Source organism: Salmonella sp. NW884 (assembly GCF_051700745.1).
Classification (GTDB): domain Bacteria; phylum Pseudomonadota; class Gammaproteobacteria; order Enterobacterales; family Enterobacteriaceae; genus Salmonella; species Salmonella enterica.
On sequence record NZ_JAMMDE010000020.1, the window covers coordinates 1 to 15,720 of the forward strand.

Sequence of the window (15,720 nt, forward strand, 5' to 3'; positions counted from 1 at the left end):
TCCTGACTGCCTCGACGGATGGTTAAGTTGCAGTTTTCATACTGATTCTGGAGACGGGTAATTAATTCTTTTTCAAGTGCAGGAACGGCACCTTCCGGAAGCTGTTTTGTCCGGCTGATAACAAGTTCAATTCTCATAATTCCCTCTACATTCAACTACTGTATATAAACACAGTATACCTGTTAGAAAGAATATTCAAGGGGTGAATAGCACTTTTTGCAAAAGCTAGCATGTTGTTTCATATCAGATTTTAGGCGGAAAAACCCGCCGAAGCGGGTTATGACGCAACACTTCATGCCGGAGTTTTCCTTTCTGTCTTGTTGTGAACCTCCCAGAGACTAATGCCACAACTGAACACAAACTCAGCCAGATAATTTAAGCCGGACCATTCCCGGATGCCGCCGCGCGCCGCTTCCACAAATACAGCGATATCCTGATCACGCCACACTCCAAACAGGCGCCAGCCGCCACTGTCAGTCTTAACGGCTGCTATACGCGTCAGAACACCAGTCTGGTACAGGTCAGTGAACGCAGGTTTCTTCCTGGTTATTATTCGCATATCTACAAACCTAAGAAATGTTGATTACAAATCACTGATTCGTATTTTTTGATTTTTCATTAATGCCGATCACAGGACCGGCATATAGGTGTTTCACGATTTACCTCCGTTGAGCATGGCGGCGCGACAGGCGTTCCATATTTTCTGAGCAAGGAACTTATCGCCAACGTTATGCGCCAGCAGACTGACAATTTGACCAGCCAGACCTTTTGGCATTTCCTCCGGCGCTAGCGGGGCGCTGTACTCATGTGCCACAGCCATTTGTGGGTGATTGGGATTATTACACGGCACTCCACACACCTCACAGACAGCGTGCAATACCCCGCCCAGCCTGCGGCGCTCCTGTAGTTCTCGCATCGCCGCTGCAATATCGGTGCAGTCAGTCAAAACTGAATCGTCGCAGATTTCAGCGCGCGCCAGAATTTCAGCTATTTTCCTGTCTGTTAGTTTGTTATTGCTCATCTCAATACATCCTCCACACTGATTAACCCTTTACGGCTCAAATAGTCCATTGCGGCACCGTGTAACTTGCTATTCGGTCTGGCTTTTCTGAGTGAACAGGCCAGTCGTTTAACCCACATCGTTAATTCGTCCACTTGCTTTTCTGTCCGGTCTGCTCGCTCGCCTTCTGATTCTGCCAAACCGTGGTAATGCCACTTTTCAGCCTCATATGTGCTGGCGTATCCCTTCTCTTTTTCCAGCTCATCCAGCAGCGCTTCAGCAGCGATATATACTTCCTGTTTCTTACGGTCTGCCGGATCGTTGTAGTGGTCTTGCATGTAGAGGAACTCTTCACGTAGCGCCTGTTTGCTGATTGTCATGCTGCACCGCCTTCAACGCGTTTAAATTCAATCACCCACACCCAGGGGTTAGCCGCCCAAGATCCTTCGCCGTAGATGGATTTCCATAGATATCGGTAACCATCAACGAGCAGATCACCAAACCCTGTATCAGTTACTCCCTCTGCTTCGGCGTCGGATTCAGTAATTGAGTTGAGGCGCTCAACTCGAACTCCGGTAATCTCCAGCGTGATACGGCTTGCCCAGCGCGGCATATGAATAGACGGCGTCCACTTCTCTGGTGTGGCTGGTGTATTGCAAACCGCAACGGGAACGCGATGAGTTTGCTCAGTCCAGGAGTTTCGGACACTGGCCCGGTAGACCAGCGTGGCGACATCCGTTGCCCGGCTATGGACACGAAATGTTTCCCGCACCCAGATGCGATCGCCTGGCTTACCATAAGGGCTATTCCAGTAGTTGTGCGCCGCCAGCTCACCGGCCAATTCGTTGCCTGCTAACTCACACCCCATGTTCTTATCGATTAATGGGAACTTAACCGGACGCCGCGTCTGCGTCTTCCGACCGTCGAGAATTGCCCGCACCATCTCAGCGTTAAAAATCATTCCACGTTCTTTCATTTGGTTGCTCCTGTTAAATCAGACCGGCGTCTTTGCGTTGTTTGTATTTCGCCATTAACATCTCGGCTGGCGTTGGACCGCGATCCCGCGACGGCGCGGCTAAAGCGCGACGAACAGGCGGTATGGGTTTACCTGCAAGAGCCCGCTTTTCCCACTCATGCAGAATGTCGCCAGCGGCCCGGATAAGTTCTTTTTCACTGAGTTGCCCTTCCATTCCCCGGCGGCGCAGCTCCAGGCAGACGTGGTAATACAGCGGATTTTTATCTCGCCATGGGAACTGCTCACTGGTCGGATAACGGAAAACAAGCTTCCGCCAACGCCAGTATTCGCCCATGATGTCGTCAACACTGACCCCTAGTGCTCCACTCCCCTCACGGCACCACGCTACAAACTGTCCCGGCGATGGCAGAAACGGACGCTCCTGACGGCGGGCGACACGCATTCCGGCAGCTACTTGTTCCATGGTGGTAATGCCATTCTCACGGAAGGCCAGAACCCACTGGCGCCGGATTTCGTTCATCTCGGCCTGGCTGCGATTAGCCGTGGTAGCAGGGAACGCGGCCATAAGCTGGCTGAACACGTTGTTGATGACCTTAGCAACCTGCTCAACTTGCGGTTTATCGTCATGCTGTTCCGGCATGTTGTTGGCAATACGGCGCATCTGCTCACGGTCAAAATTAACCATCTGCACAGCAATGTTTTTCATAGCTCCACTCCGTAAATCCAGTCAGTGTTATTCAGGTCAAGTTTTGGCTTAGAGGCAGTTGTTCCAGTCTGTTGCTTGTTGCGGTTGATATCGAGTTGAGTCCACTTTTCGCGGAGCTTTGCCGGGCTAATGACGTTGCCAGCCCAGAAGCTGTCATGGCACGCCCAGCGAAACAGCACGCACATGTCGCGATGTGTTCGTCCGTCACATTCACGCATCAGGCGTATATCGTTAGCCCATCCTGCCAGGTTAGGTTTTCTGGCTGATGGAGAAATGGTTTTTATCAGGTCAAACATCCACTCGGCAGCAGTTAGGTCTTCAGCAGTTCCCCACTTGTTGCCTCTCTGAATCGCTGCTTCGGGTTTTAGAACATGAGGTTTCTTTCCTGGCTTGTCAGAGGATTCGTCAGAATTCTCGGACGTAGATCTTTTAATATTGTCTTTTGTTAGTTTGTCTTTTGTGGTTAGCAACTTCTGCTTAGGTGCGTTAGCAACTTCCGCTAAGGTTTTCTTAGCAGGTTTAGCTAATGTTTTGCAGAATCCGTTATTTTTAGTTTGCCACTCGGAAATATGGATATTCATACCAACCCTGCGGCCTTCCTGAATCAGTACCTTCTTCCTGATCAGACTGTTTTTTGCTGTCGAGCAATGGGTATGATGCTTCTGAATCATCTCCTCTAGCTGCTCGTTGCTGATCCAGTCCATTTTCTTGTTGTATCCATACGTTTTGCGCCATACGGCCATCAGGATGCACAGCTCAGTCTCCGGCAAACCAGAACACATCACGGCATCCAGAAGTTCATTTGCCAGGCGCGTATAGCCATCATCGAGATCTGCCACGCGCAGCTCCTTAGGTGCCACGTCAGGCACAGGAAAATTGATTACTTCGGCAGTGTTTGCCATAATTACTCCTGTGAATTGATCCAGTTAATTCCACCTGAAAGCCGTTGGTGACCCCTCACCGCGGCTTTCGCCTTTTTGGTTGTTGCCATTTTCAGTCCCACCCCAGCGCATCCGGCCTGGCTCGCTCAGCCTTTAGCCCGGCATCAGCGAGAATCTCTACAGCTGTGAGATAGTTTCTGGATACCAGTACCGCCTCCGGTGGCGCGGCCTGAATCCCAAGAAACGCCAGCTCTTTCGCCATGTTGCAGAAATATCCCTCAGCTTTACGCCTGCTGACTGTCGACTCGCTGATGCCCATATGCTCGGCGTATGATTTCTGCCCTACTGATGCAAGCCGGTTGAGCAGGACGCTCTCTATCTCAACCGGGTTGATTTCTGGTGGGTCTAACTTTCGTGCAATTGCGTTCTCCATGGGTAAATATCCTCTATGGTTATTTGGCTGACGCCTCTTGGCTTGGTAATGCATCTGTTGGATTTGGATACAAGTCAGGCCGTAACTCATGTGGCGTAACACCTGTAAGTTCGAAAACTGAACGAATGTGATCGGGGGGAATCCCGGTCTTTTTCCAGTTGGAAATTGTCATTTTTGAAAATCCAAGCGCTCTTCCAAGAGCAGCCCCTGTTCCAAATTTTTGAATTGCTTTTTCAATACCAGTCATAGGACCTCCTTAGATGACAAAAGTAAAGCATCATTTTACCAACAAGTCAAACAACACATGCCTATCTACAAGTAAAGCAATCATTTACAATGAAGTGATGAGCGATAACACACTGACGAATGGCCTGATCTCCAGGCTGGCAGAGTTAAATAAGAAGGGTTTCTCTAAAACAGAGATGGCCAGGGTAGCTGGTGTCAGCAAGCAAGCAGTTTCCAGTTGGTTCAAAACAGGAAGAATTAGTAAAAGTTCCGCATTAGCTATTGCTGATGCTGCTGGCGTATCAGTTCCGTGGCTGCTTGGTGAGGATGTCGGAGAGAAAGACGGACTTAAACCTGACGAACAGCGCCTGCTTGAGCTCTATCGCCAGTTACCGGAAGAAGAGCAGCAGAACATGTTGCGGATCGTATCCCTGCGCCTGAAGGAGCTCGACGAACTGTACGCCAGGTATATGGGACGGCGGATTAAAGGGGATACGGACTGATTTATGATAACTGGCAGTGAGGGGATAAATGGACTTAAGTTGGATACCTGAGGGTCTTAAACAGGTAAGGCTTTTATGGGAATCAATTTACGATAAATCCCCTACTCTTGCGTACTTTGTTGTTATATCTATATTTTCTTTCCCCTTTTATTGCTTACATACTTGGACTAAATTTAGTGGTAGAGAGCGAGATCTAGATGATAAGGTAGCCTCAGCTTGGAAAAAGTATAAAGAGCGAGAGAGGATGAGAAGAGAATGATGGTTATAGCCATAGCGGCAACGCTTATTCTTTATGCATACTGGTATACATGCCGGGCGACTGCTCTCGATGAAAAAGAGAAACTGTCAAAAATTACAATTGATTACCTTAATGACGATAGCGCCCCAAGCAAAATGAAGGATATGGCTTATTTTTCATATCTAGGTGCCGGAAAATGGTGGTTTTTTCCTACTGTATGCCTCCTTGCCCCTATCGTATTGTTGCTCACAAAGGAAAAACACCCGGCCCCATCAAACCAGTTAATCAACAAAGGTGACAAGGTTAGCTTTCAGGATGTTATGGACTCCGTCGTGTCGGTTAACATGAAGCGTCATCCAGTGATATCAATATGTTTCGCCGCTATTGCCATACTTCTTTCCATAGTAGCGATCCTGACAAAGGTTGCTTTTGGTGGAATCAAAAAAATACCAAGCTTTAGCTCAAGCATTTTGCATGTAATAGACTTCATGCATACATTAGGAAAAAAATCACACTCCTAAATCATACCCGGCCACCGAGCCGGGTTTTTTATTGCCCTTTCCTCACCATAGCAGCCGCATCCCGCAATACACCTTTGTGAATAACGTTCCCGACTCTTCTACGCTTCTCCTCCAGACGTTCAACGATTGCATCGCGGTTAATCACCACGCCGTCGATTATCAATTCGACCACTGCGCCGCCAATCTCACCCGCAATGAATGCTGCACGGTCTTCTTCCAGCTCGTCACGATCCATAACCACCCCTTACTGATGTTTTTTTAATCATATACATATTGAGCTGCTAAACATAGTTCAAAAATGAACACGCTTGTTGTACAGCTTTGCTTTACACTTTAACTCCGCAAAGGTTGACTGAAAAGTAAAATGATGCTTTACTTATTCCATAGCAACAACGAACCACCCAGGCAGGACGCCCACGAAGTAGCCGTCCGGGGCATACGAAGACCGGAATGAGGTGGAAAAGTTAACGCGCAGAAGGTGATAAACGTTCCGCTGGCCGGCGATAAGGCAAACGAGGGTGAGAATGATTGATTTCGCACGTAAACCAGCTCGACAGCAGGCCGTCCCGCTCAACCGGATTGAGGTTTTAATCCGCCGCCTCTGCTACCTGCTGGCGCAGAAAGGAGATCCGGATGCATAACCAAAAGACATGCGCTTACCACCTGTGTGGAAAGACGATTGAGCAAGGCAAAGAAGTAAAAAACGAGCTGACGCTGATTCGCGGCGCGCAGCTGACACATGAAGAGCGCGATTACTGTTCAGTACGTTGCGCTTCGTTCGACCAGATGGCTCACGAAGCATAACGAAAACCCCGCGCAAGGCGGGATTCACGTCCGGTGCCACCGACCAAAGTTACACCGGAATTTATACCAAACCAAAAACACACCCAATGGGCGCTATCTCTGGCCCGGGGATCTTACATCTAAAAAAGAGGATCTCACATGGAATTTTTCTATGTAGTAAAAGCTACGCAGAAATCCGGAAAGCAAGATGCGACGGTCTGGTTCACTGCAAAATCAGAAGCGCGCGCCAACCTTATGCTGGATGTCGTTCTGGAAGATGCTGAAATTGAAACCGGCCGCGGTAAGGATTATGCAAGGCCGATCCGCACCAATTTTCCGGTAGTCAACGAGCTGCCGCCGGAAGGTGAAATAAGTTTTACCTTCACTAATTATTATCGCCTAGGTGAAGATGGCATGACTTGGGAACAAATCCCCGGCGTCACCCTGCCATCATCTGAAGCCGCCGCCGTGGCCCGCCAGCACATCGTTGACGGTGTTGATACCGAAACAGGCGAAGTGCTGGAAGACCACACCGAAAATTTTGGTAACGAAAGCAACAGCCCTGACCAGGCAACAGCCCCAGCCCCCGAGCTGACTGTTGTCGCAACTATGCCTCTCCGTCACCGCGTTCTTGCTCAGTACATAGGTGAAGGTGAGTATCTTTATCACGTCGACGCCTCCCAGAAAAAAGAAATTCTGCGTCTCGAAATGGACACCGATAATTCATATGTCCAGAACCTGCTGCTTGCCGCCGAGAATGTTGAAGCGTTCAAGAAAGCCATTGAACATGACATTCACAAAATAGTGAATGCCGTTAAAAAAGTATTCCCTGTCGATGGAAAAACTCCTGAACTGGCGACTGTTATCCAGTTCCTTAAAACATGGTTCGAGACGGAGAATATCGATCGCGGTTTGCTCGTTAAGGAGTGGGCGAAAGGCAACCGTGTATCGGCTATTCAGCGCACTGAAAGCGGCGCCAACGCTGGCGGTGGCAATAAGACTGACCGTAACCCTGATTACGAACACACTCTCGATACTCTGGATGTAGAGATTGCAATGGCCACTTTGCCTATGGACTTTAATATCTATGAGCTACCTGGCAGCGTTTACCGTCGCGCAAAAGAAATCGTAAAGAAAAAGGAAAGTCCGTTCAAAGAATGGTCCGCAGTACTTCGCGCAACGCCCGGTATCCTGGATTATTCCCGCGCCGCTATTTTCGCGCTGATCCGAAGCGCACACCCTGAGTTTTATCACTACCCCGGACGCCTTCAGGGGTATATCAACGCCAACTTAACGGAGACTGATCACGAGAACCCCACCGAGGAAGCTCTCACGGCTGCCCGACACACTCCGGAAAAAGACGCGGTAGAAGAAGCCAACCGACAGCTTGCCGCCGCGCGCGGTGAATATGTGGAAGGCATCAGCGACCCGAACGACCCAAAATGGGTGAAAACCGAGACAAGCCAGCCGACCACCGAACCTGAACTGGTTAAAAATGTTGGCAACGGTATTTTCGACGTGTCCGCTTTAATGCAGAACTCATCAACTCATGGCACAGAAACGAATCCGGAGACCACCAGCAATGTGCAGGTTCAAAAAGCTGACAGTGATGAAAAACAGGCTGGTGATGCGGTGCAGGCAGGCGAAGGCGATCTGGGTACTGGTAAAGAAGCAGTTACCGTAGAGAACCAGAATCAGGCTGAGACGCACCAGAACAACGATTCTGTGAGCCAATCTGAACCTGAGGCGCAACAAAACGTACCGGAATCGCAACAAGAAGAGCCAGAAGCAGCCTGGCCGGAATACTTCGAGCCGGGCCGCTATGAAGGTGTACCAAACGAGGTTTACCACGCCGCCAACGGGATCAGCTCAACTCAGGTGAAAGATGCTCGCGTGTCGCTGATGTACTTTAACGCGCGTCACGTAGAGAAGACTATCGTCAAAGAGCGCTCTCCAGTGCTTGATATGGGCAACCTGGTACATGCTCTGGCTCTACAGCCGGAAAACCTCGAAGCGGAGTTCAGCGTAGAGCCGGAGATCCCTGAGGGTGCTTTCACCACCACCGCCACCCTGCGCGAGTTCATCGACGCGCACAACGCCAGCCTGCCAGCGCTGCTGAGTGCTGATGATATCAAAGCGCTGCTGGAAGAGTACAACGCCACCCTGCCCTCGCAGATGTCGCTTGGAGCTTCGGTAGATGAAACCTATGCATCGTATGAGCAGCTTCCCGAAGAATTCCAGCTCATTGAAAACGGCACCAAACATACAGCCACGGCGATGAAAGCCTGCATCAAAGAGTACAACGCCACCCTGCCCCCGCCGGTTAAAACCAGCGGCAGCCGTGACGCGCTGCTGGAGCAACTGGCAATAATCAACCCTGACCTGGTCGCTCAGGAAGCGCAAAAATCGTCGCCGTTGAAAGTCTCTGGCACGAAGGCCGATCTGATTCAGACCGTGAAATCAGTCAACCCGGCAGCGGTATTCGCCGACGAATTGCTGGATGCGTGGCGGGAGAACACCGAAGGGAAAGTGCTGGTCACCCGCCAACAGCTCAGCACCGCGCTGAACATTCAGAAAGCCCTGCTGGAGCACCCGACCGCCGGCAAATTGCTGACTCACCCAAGCCGCGCTGTCGAGGTGAGCTATTTTGGGATTGATGAGGAAACCGGGTTGGAAGTTCGGGTACGCCCTGACCTTGAGCTCGATATGGGCGGCCTGCGCATTGGCGCCGACCTGAAAACTATCAGCATGTGGAACATCAAGCAGGAAGGCCTGCGTGCGAAGTTGCACCGTGAAATCATCGATCGGGACTATCACCTGAGCGCGGCCATGTACTGCGAAACTGCGGCGCTGGACCAGTTTTTCTGGATTTTCGTCAACAAAGACGAGAACTACCACTGGGTCGCCATCATTGAGGCGTCTACCGAGTTGCTGGAACTTGGCATGCTGGAATACCGCAAAACAATGCGAGCGATAGCAAACGGCTTCGACACTGGTGAATGGCCAGCGCCTATCACAGAAGACTACACCGACGAACTGAACGATTTTGATGTGCGCCGCCTTGAAGCGTTGCGCGTACAGGCATAAGGGGAAAATCATGGAAAACACAAATATTGTTACCACTGAGCAGCAGGCACCAAACACCATTTCTGCCAGTAACGCAATTTTTAACGTTCAGGCACTGGGTCAGTTAACAGCTTTCGCTAACCTGATGGCAGACTCACAGGTGACGGTACCGGCACACCTTGCAGGGAAACCAGCCGACTGTATGGCTATCGTCATGCAGGCTATGCAATGGGGCATGAACCCTTACGCTGTGGCTCAGAAAACACACCTGGTTAACGGTGTTCTTGGTTACGAGGCACAACTGGTCAACGCAGTAATCGCAAGCTCCAGTGCCATTCATGGCCGTTTTCATTACCGCTATGGGGGTGACTGGGAGCGCTGCACCAGGACACAGGAAATCACACGCGATAAAAACGGTAAAAATGGGAAGTACACCGTCACTGAGCGCGTTCGTGGCTGGACGGATGAGGACGAGATCGGCCTGTTCGTTCAGGTTGGTGCCATTCTGCGGGGTGAATCTGAAATCACCTGGGGAGAACCTCTTTACCTCTCCGGCGTTGTTACCCGCAATTCTCCGCTATGGGTTTCAAACCCTAAACAGCAAATTGCCTATCTGGGCGTTAAATATTGGGCTCGCCTGTACTGCCCGGAAGTGATCCTCGGCGTGTACAGCCCTGATGAGGTTGAGCAACGAGAAGAACGCGAGATTAACCCTGCTCCAGTCCAGCGCATGAGCGTACAGGAAATCACCAGCGAGGTTAGCACCAGGACCAGCGCGCAGGAGTCGGCAGCTAACGTTGATGCTGTTGCCGACGATCTTCGCGAACGCATTGATACAGCAAGTTCCGTTGATCAGGCAAAAGCAATCCGTGCGGATATCGAATCACAGAAAGCGTTGCTGGGGACTGCGCTGTTCACCGAATTAAAAAACAAAGCAGTGAAGCGCTATTACCAGGTCGATGCACAGAACAAAGTCGAGGCAGTGATCAACTCAATTCCAAACCCTGGCGAACCGGAAGCCGCAGAGATGTTTGCTAAAGCTGAAAGCACGCTTGGCGCTGCTAAACGTCATCTTGGCGACGAACTGCACGATAAGTACCGCGTCACCCTGGACGATATGAAACCGGAATACATCGGCTAATTGCATCGGGAGGGGTTACGCCCTCCCGCCTGAGGAAGTTTTATGCGCCTTATAAATCGCAGTAAGCAATCGCCATTGGGCCGTCGCGCATGTGATGTTGCACTGGCAGCGCATCATGAGAAGTTCGGCGATTACGGCAGACAAAAGCACGTTACCAATTACACCGTTGTAGTGGATGGCGTAAAGGTTCCTGTCGAAGTAGTTAACCGGGCCACCAGCTACGTAGCCACCGCAATGATCGGCGCCAGGAAACTTAGAAATCTGCCCGCACAGGCAAAATGAATATTAGCGATGGCCCGTTGCGGGGCCAATGGAGAAAACGATGAGCAAAAAAATTAGAGACTTTGAATTGATGAGCACCAGCGAAATTTGCTGTCAGCTAAGGATTTCTTCCAGGACGCTGGATCGTTACCGAAAACGACCAAGCGACAACAACCCATTCCCGGAACCAGACTGTTCATATATGGGTGGCTCCAACAAATGGCTTAAAACTAAAGTCACCGCTTGGCAGATTAAAGAGATGTCACGATCAACCCGTAAGCCGATGTCTCACCTGAATCTAACCCGTGATGATAAAGGCCGTCTCACCCGACCTGACGCGGCGTGAACTCCAGAATGTCGGGCTCGACGATGCTCATAAGTCGGGCCCACCACTTACCATATGCCACTCTCATTTCCTCAACATAGGTGTGCTTGTCGTACACCGACCACACACCTGGCAGTTTGTGCCCGAGCATTATCTCGGCGATATGAGGCTCGGTTAGCTCTGAGAAATTCGTTCGCGCAGTTCTGCGTAGGTCATGAATAGTAAAGTGTGGGACCTGCTCGTTATAAGCCTTCAGCATGAACTTAACCAGGTTGCTACTGATGCTCATGTGAAAGCCTTCGCTCATCGGTTTGTCTTCGTATTTTGAAAAAACAAAGCGTCCAGGCGCCAGCTCAATGGCCCGTTTTATCAGCGGGAGCATTTCCGGAATGATAGGTCGAATTATTGGTTTTTTTGTCTTCCGCCCTGTCTTGTGGTTTTCCCATGGAACAGTCCAGATCCCTTCTTCAAAATCAAAATGTGCGACTTCAGCCTGCCGGAGTTCGCCGACCCTGCACGCCCATATAAGTGACAATTTATAGAGGATCTTGTTGCGCTCAATGAGGCGGGAATCCTCAATGGCTCGCCAGACTATCGCCAGCTCTTTGCGGTCCAGGGTTCGCTCGCCCATTTGTTTCTGGATGCCGAAATCACGGCCAGACATTTCGGATAGCGGGTTAACCTCGAGCAGTTGCCGTTTTACCGCCCAAGAATAACACTGCCGCCCGTTGCTGATTACGCGCCTGGTGATCTCACTGTATGCCTGAGCCAATCTGTCCAGGACGGTGAGCCAGTTGTGCAGCGTGAGCTGATGTGCAGGGTATTTCCCTAGCTTGGGGAAAACGTGCAATTCGAATGTACGTAAAATCTGCCCTGCCGTTTCTTTCTGAACGCACACCATTGAATGCCATTCGCGAAACAGCTCTTCGAAGGTGTACCGGCTGTTAATCTTGGCTTTGTCGAGGCTTTGCCTGATCCGTGGGTTTTCGCCACGGGCAAGAATGGCGGCCCACTTAGCGACTTCATCGCGCGCGGCTTTTAACCCGAACTCCGGATAGCTGCCGATCGTCATCTTGTCCTGTTTGCCCAGGAAGCGGAATCGGTAGAAAAAAGTAACAGCCCCCTTTTTGGAGATACGTACCCACAGACCATCACGGTCTGCCTTTTCTTCAACTTTGTCTCGTTCGCGCCCAAGGCACGACTTTAGATAACTATCTGAAATAGCCATGATTTGTCCCTGCGTGTGTCCATCAGAACGGGAGGTAATGTGTCCATCATAGGATATGGACGCGCTGGTGGACACAAAAACCATGACTTATGATGTCGTAGGTTGACTGTACATGCAAACAGTATTGTTTTTGGGAAAGCTGATTTTATGGGGATCTTGAGGCGTTTTTGTCGGAAGTTTGCGGGGGCTGGCGTGCTATCAATTATCGATGTGAGCAATGATCGAAAAGTTACGTATGTTCTTCATAGAGATAAATTATTATGCCTTACGCCTGGTTGACCAGACTTTAGAGGTCGCTGTTCTGAGCTTAACGTCTGTTTTAACTGAAACGCCGCATTCTACACTACAACGCTAAGGCGAGGAAATGTTCATAGTGTAAGGAGAGCGGGAACTGGAAAACGCCTCGCTTTTTTCCTGTAAAACACCGCAACGCAGGAAAAGCGCATGCTTATCGGGACAACAACCCAACGCGGCAGGTGTACCGTTGGGCAAAACGTTTACTGGCGCGTTTCGATTGAGGTAGTTTCGACGCGAACAAGGTCCGGCGGGAGGGCAACGTTTAAAATCACCGGCTGCCAGGCGTCGCGCTCCGCCAGTTTTCGGGAATAGCCGCGGGCAACCAGAAAACCGCCCACGCCGCCCAGCACGGCCCCGCTTAATGCGGCAAGGTCAGATCCAAACAGCATCTGAAAAAGCGCCGCACAAAGAAATAGCCCCGCTAAAGGCGACATATAGACCAGCAATGCCGAACCTAAAAGGCTTTTTTCGGCGATGCCCAATTCGACTTTCTGCCCCGGCGCCAGCGGCTCCGCGCTTGGCACAACAATGGTATGCGTGGTTTGCGGCCCTAATTTATTCAGCACGCGACTGCCGCATCCCGCACGGGAGGCGCAGCTGCTGCATGACGCTTTAACGTCGCAGCTCACCACCGCCTGACCATTCTGCCAGGAGACAACGGTTGCCCACTCTTTAATCATTGTACTGCCCTGAATTTGATACTGTCGGCAATGCGCTTCGCCGTTTGCGGCGGAAGCTCGCCGACAATGGTGATTTCCGCGTTGTCGCGAACGCTGCTATAAACCGTTCGGCGCCCGGTACGCAGCATCTGATCGCTGCTGTTTTGCGTCGCCCGGTTCACATTGACGGAAAAGCTAAACAGACCGTCAGAATAAAGCCGCGATTCGATAGGCAGGTTATCCATCGTCGGCAACGGACGACGGCTGCTGGAAACTTCGCTAAAGCCTTGCGGCACCCAGGATGGACTCCAGTTAAATTTCGTTTTTTCGCCACCGGGAACAGAAAGCAGCGGCGGCAGATTCGCCTTCGCCAGCGCCTGCATGTTGCTGCCGATATCCTGACTCACCGTGAACGCAATAACGCGGAACTGCTCCAGCGTCTCGCCATCGCGATCCAGAAGATCAACGCGCATCGGTAGTTTGGTGTCCATGTCCATCCAGACGATATAGCTGTAACGCGTACCATCGCGCGCCACAACGCGGATAACTTCGCACAATCGGTCTGCGATACGGGTGCGTCCGACGGAAATAAAGTCGTAGTAAGGCGCCAGACGCTTGAAATCGGTGTAAATCAGGGAAGGCAGAGAATCGACAATATAATCACCGTTCAGGGTGAACGGCTCAAGGCCCGGTTCAAAATAACTGATTTCATTACCACGTTGTACGACCTCCCGGCGGGGACCGTCCAACTGTAGCAATTGCGCAAGCGGGCGACTATCCAGGCGTGCGTGTCGATAACGCAGAGATTCAACGCCTTGTTTCGTGATGCTGACGAATGACAGCTCGTAATTCAGTGACTGACTGGCGATGTTCATCTGCTGCAATAACGCCCCGGACGCAGGGTCGGCCGAGGCGTTTACTGAGAAGAACAGGCTAGCCGCCACAAGGGACATGGCAAACCAAAGTTGCTTCATTACTGCGATTGCGTTCCTAAAGTTTGGATTCCTGGCACCTGTACCGCGGCTTGCTGGGTTTGCGCCTGCTCAAACTGAAGCTGTTCGGAGTGCAGTCGGCGCTGCAGTTCATAGTCCTGCAACATGGCATTAATGCGACGACGCTGCTCCTGTACCTGCTGTTGCTGACTGCCGACAGGCGCTGCTTCAGAAGGCACTCCCAGACTTACCGGGCTGGCTTTCCCCATCATAGGCAGGGTATTGAAAACCGGCGTTTCAGGTTGTTGGGATGTTTCAGATTGCCCATTATAGTGCTGGACACCGACGATAACTGCAAGTGAAACGCACGCCGCCACGCCCATTTGGGTAAGCTGCGCCGCCCACGGACGCACTTTTTTCCAGAACGGCATTTTCTGCCATTGCTGCGGAGCGGGTTGGGCCTCAGGGATTAATGGCGACACCTGACGTACTGGCTCGTTTTCAATAGCGGCCATCACGCGAGCGGATATATCGAAATGGAGAACGTCAGGCGTATCCCCCCGCATTGAATCGCGGATCAGGTGATAACTCTCCCAGGTTTTCTGCATTTCCGGGTCGTGCGTAAGCGCTTTGAGCAGCTCACTATCCAACGTTTCGCCATCCATCAAAGCGGAAAGTTTTTCTTTCTGCATGCCTAATACCTTTTCCAGTATCCCGCTATCGTCAACGCCTGATAAGCGGTTGAACTTTATTATCAATAGCTTCCCGCGCCCGGAAGATACGTGAACGCACCGTCCCCACCGGACAATCCATGATAGCCGCTATCTCTTCATAGCTCAGGCCATCCAGCTCCCGTAAGGTGATTGCCATACGTAAATCTTCCGGGAGGGACTCAATAGTTCGGAAAACTATCTGTCTCAGTTCTTCTGACAACATTAAGTTCTCAGGGTTCGAAATTTCTTTCAGCGCGCCGCCGCTTTCAAAGTTTTCTGCTTCAATCGCGTCTACATCACTGGAAGGCGGACGACGCCCCTGCGCAACCAGGTAGTTCTTCGCGGTATTGACCGCAATGCGATACAACCAGGTATAAAAAGCGCTATCCCCCCGGAAAGAATCCAGCGCGCGATAGGCCTTAATAAATGATTCCTGTACGACATCGGGAACGTCGCCCGATGGCACATAGCGGGAAACCAGACTCGCCACTTTATGCTGGTAGCGCACTACCAGTAAGTTAAAGGCTTTCTGATCTCCCTTCTGGACCCGTTCAACCAGGACCTGGTCCGTTAACTGCTCGCTCATCCGAGGTAATGTCTCCCCAAACCAAATTTCCACGCGCTTTCGAAACGCCACTCCATAAGCCGCACTATGAGCAAGCAACAGGTTAGAGTGTCTATGTTTCGTAAAGTTCCGTTACGCATTTGTTTTTGTTTGTCATGTTGTAGACAGGTCTTATCTTCCATTATAAGTCTACAGATGCTGAACAACGCACTATCTGTACAGAAATGCCCATTTCGTCGTTTGCAGAGTAACCTAACAGCATCTTTA

The 15,720-nt window shown here is 50.9% G+C and carries 22 protein-coding genes and 1 pseudogene; 8 read left to right on the plus strand and 15 right to left on the minus strand.

Features of this window, described 5'->3' with window-relative positions; genetic code table 11:
• The 8 genes from NA197_RS22695 to NA197_RS22730 form a co-directional block, all read right to left on the minus strand.
• Positions 1 to 137 (minus strand): DinI-like family protein (locus NA197_RS22695; RefSeq protein WP_139120490.1); only part of this gene is annotated, 137 nt, incomplete at its 3' end.
• 515 nt (positions 138 to 652) lie between these two features.
• Entirely contained in the window at positions 653 to 1,021 is a 369-nt protein-coding gene (locus NA197_RS22700; protein ID WP_000069464.1) for a hypothetical protein, read from the minus strand.
• Positions 1,018 to 1,380 (minus strand): hypothetical protein, encoded by a 363-nt coding sequence (locus NA197_RS22705; RefSeq protein ID WP_001652510.1) that lies wholly within the window; start codon positions 1,378 to 1,380, stop codon positions 1,018 to 1,020. The genes NA197_RS22700 and NA197_RS22705 overlap by 4 nt, the downstream gene beginning before the upstream one ends.
• Positions 1,377 to 1,976, minus strand: coding sequence for a hypothetical protein (locus tag NA197_RS22710; protein WP_053303533.1), 600 nt, complete (start codon positions 1,974 to 1,976; stop codon positions 1,377 to 1,379). Before NA197_RS22710 ends, NA197_RS22705 begins: the two co-directional genes overlap by 4 nt.
• A gap of 13 nt (positions 1,977 to 1,989) precedes the next feature.
• Positions 1,990 to 2,682, minus strand: a complete 693-nt coding sequence (locus NA197_RS22715; protein WP_000789019.1) for a replication protein P — start codon at positions 2,680 to 2,682, stop codon at positions 1,990 to 1,992.
• Complete coding sequence (locus NA197_RS22720) at positions 2,679 to 3,584, minus strand: replication protein (protein WP_053303531.1); 906 nt, start codon at positions 3,582 to 3,584, stop codon at positions 2,679 to 2,681. The genes NA197_RS22715 and NA197_RS22720 overlap by 4 nt, the downstream gene beginning before the upstream one ends.
• Before the next feature lie 91 nt (positions 3,585 to 3,675).
• Entirely contained in the window at positions 3,676 to 4,050 is a 375-nt protein-coding gene (locus NA197_RS22725) for a CII family transcriptional regulator (RefSeq protein ID WP_023260978.1), read from the minus strand.
• Positions 4,016 to 4,243 (minus strand): transcriptional regulator, encoded by a 228-nt coding sequence (locus tag NA197_RS22730; protein WP_000145711.1) that lies wholly within the window; start codon positions 4,241 to 4,243, stop codon positions 4,016 to 4,018. The genes NA197_RS22725 and NA197_RS22730 overlap by 35 nt, the downstream gene beginning before the upstream one ends.
• A gap of 13 nt (positions 4,244 to 4,256) precedes the next feature.
• Here NA197_RS22730 and NA197_RS22735 point away from each other — a divergent pair, with 13 nt between their 5' ends.
• Together NA197_RS22735 and NA197_RS22740 are read left to right on the plus strand one after the other, a co-directional pair.
• The gene (locus NA197_RS22735; protein ID WP_064043529.1) at positions 4,257 to 4,724 is read left to right on the plus strand and encodes a helix-turn-helix domain-containing protein; all 468 of its coding nucleotides are present in this window, start codon (positions 4,257 to 4,259) and stop codon (positions 4,722 to 4,724) included.
• 255 nt (positions 4,725 to 4,979) lie between these two features.
• The gene (locus NA197_RS22740; RefSeq protein WP_064043530.1) at positions 4,980 to 5,483 is read left to right on the plus strand and encodes a hypothetical protein; all 504 of its coding nucleotides are present in this window, start codon (positions 4,980 to 4,982) and stop codon (positions 5,481 to 5,483) included.
• A gap of 28 nt (positions 5,484 to 5,511) precedes the next feature.
• Here the strand turns inward: NA197_RS22740 and NA197_RS22745 are convergent, their stop codons facing one another.
• Positions 5,512 to 5,718 carry a hypothetical protein gene (locus NA197_RS22745; RefSeq protein WP_000373338.1) on the minus strand — a complete coding sequence of 69 codons (207 nt, stop codon included), beginning with the start codon at positions 5,716 to 5,718 and terminating at the stop codon, positions 5,512 to 5,514.
• Positions 5,719 to 5,968: 250 nt separating this feature from the next.
• On the opposite strand from NA197_RS22745, the pseudogene NA197_RS22750 reads away from it, so the two are divergent.
• From NA197_RS22750 to xis, 6 genes and pseudogenes are all read left to right on the plus strand, one after another.
• Positions 5,969 to 6,124 (plus strand): annotated as a pseudogene (locus NA197_RS22750) (hypothetical protein); the annotation flags it as partial.
• The gene (locus NA197_RS22755; RefSeq protein ID WP_064043531.1) at positions 6,117 to 6,287 is read left to right on the plus strand and encodes a YdaE family protein; all 171 of its coding nucleotides are present in this window, start codon (positions 6,117 to 6,119) and stop codon (positions 6,285 to 6,287) included. The pseudogene NA197_RS22750 and the gene NA197_RS22755, both read left to right, overlap by 8 nt.
• Positions 6,288 to 6,425: 138 nt before the next feature.
• Positions 6,426 to 9,353, plus strand: a complete 2,928-nt coding sequence (locus NA197_RS22760) for a RecE family exodeoxyribonuclease (protein WP_064043532.1) — start codon at positions 6,426 to 6,428, stop codon at positions 9,351 to 9,353.
• The gene (locus tag NA197_RS22765) at positions 9,316 to 10,473 is read left to right on the plus strand and encodes a RecT family recombinase (protein ID WP_001539618.1); all 1,158 of its coding nucleotides are present in this window, start codon (positions 9,316 to 9,318) and stop codon (positions 10,471 to 10,473) included. The genes NA197_RS22760 and NA197_RS22765 overlap by 38 nt, the downstream gene beginning before the upstream one ends.
• Positions 10,474 to 10,515: 42 nt before the next feature.
• Positions 10,516 to 10,755: a DUF4060 family protein gene (locus NA197_RS22770; RefSeq protein ID WP_016062826.1), complete on the plus strand. Its 240-nt coding sequence runs from the start codon at positions 10,516 to 10,518 to the stop codon at positions 10,753 to 10,755.
• A gap of 40 nt (positions 10,756 to 10,795) precedes the next feature.
• Positions 10,796 to 11,080 (plus strand): excisionase Xis, encoded by a 285-nt coding sequence (gene xis / locus NA197_RS22775; RefSeq protein ID WP_016062825.1) that lies wholly within the window; start codon positions 10,796 to 10,798, stop codon positions 11,078 to 11,080.
• Here xis and NA197_RS22780 read toward each other — a convergent pair.
• From NA197_RS22780 to rseD, 6 genes are all read right to left on the minus strand, one after another.
• On the minus strand, positions 11,058 to 12,287 hold the full coding sequence (locus NA197_RS22780) for a tyrosine-type recombinase/integrase (protein WP_023137440.1): 1,230 nt from the start codon (positions 12,285 to 12,287) through the stop codon (positions 11,058 to 11,060). The genes xis and NA197_RS22780 overlap by 23 nt on opposite strands.
• 497 nt (positions 12,288 to 12,784) lie before the next feature.
• Entirely contained in the window at positions 12,785 to 13,264 is a 480-nt protein-coding gene (rseC, locus tag NA197_RS22785) for a SoxR-reducing system protein RseC (protein WP_000589087.1), read from the minus strand.
• Entirely contained in the window at positions 13,261 to 14,217 is a 957-nt protein-coding gene (gene rseB, locus NA197_RS22790; protein WP_000812021.1) for a sigma-E factor regulatory protein RseB, read from the minus strand. Before rseB ends, rseC begins: the two co-directional genes overlap by 4 nt.
• A complete protein-coding gene (rseA, locus tag NA197_RS22795; RefSeq protein WP_001168374.1) occupies positions 14,217 to 14,867 on the minus strand; it encodes an anti-sigma-E factor RseA in 651 nt (216 codons plus the stop codon). Before rseA ends, rseB begins: the two co-directional genes overlap by 1 nt.
• A 31-nt stretch (positions 14,868 to 14,898) precedes the next feature.
• Positions 14,899 to 15,474 (minus strand): RNA polymerase sigma factor RpoE, encoded by a 576-nt coding sequence (gene rpoE / locus NA197_RS22800; RefSeq protein WP_000003307.1) that lies wholly within the window; start codon positions 15,472 to 15,474, stop codon positions 14,899 to 14,901.
• Positions 15,471 to 15,635: a rpoE leader peptide RseD gene (gene rseD / locus NA197_RS22805; RefSeq protein ID WP_014344135.1), complete on the minus strand. Its 165-nt coding sequence runs from the start codon at positions 15,633 to 15,635 to the stop codon at positions 15,471 to 15,473. Before rseD ends, rpoE begins: the two co-directional genes overlap by 4 nt.
• Positions 15,636 to 15,720 lie beyond the last annotated feature (85 nt).